The organism is Mesorhizobium sp. BHbdii (genome assembly GCF_053848045.1).
In genome coordinates this window covers 1-411 of sequence record NZ_JBSPKX010000286.1, presented here as the reverse complement: position 1 = coordinate 411, position 411 = coordinate 1, and the positions used below count along the sequence as shown (strand labels likewise).

At 69.6% G+C, this 411-nt stretch carries 1 pseudogene; it reads right to left on the bottom strand.

Annotated elements, in window-relative coordinates:
- Nucleotides 1–411 (bottom strand): annotated as a pseudogene (gene fliI / locus ACWTU8_RS33065) (flagellum-specific ATP synthase FliI); the annotation flags it as partial.

The following is a 411-nucleotide window of genomic DNA, read 5'->3' as shown; positions in this document are numbered from 1 at the left end:
GCACAGCGGCGTGAAGATGTCGATGACCTTGACGCCGGTCATGAAGGCGGTGCCGACGCGCTGCCGCGCCATGGCGCCGGGCGTCGTGGCGCTGCCCGACAGGTCTTCGCCCCTGATCAGCGGCGGACCGCCATCGATGGCCCGGGTGAGCGCGTCGATGGTGCGACCGCGCCATGAAGCGTGCGGCGCCACCGCGAGCGGACCCCTGCGGAACACAGCGTCGCCGATGCCGGCATCGGCGCTGCGTTCGAACGGAGCGACGACGACCTCGTCGCGGCTGATCTTGACGATCTCGCCGCGCCGCGTGCCTGACTTGCCGCGCTGCCCGACGATGTCGCCCATCCTGGCGAAATCCGAAAGGCCGTGCACCTTGTTGTGCGTGGACGTGACTTCTGTGACGACACCGCCACG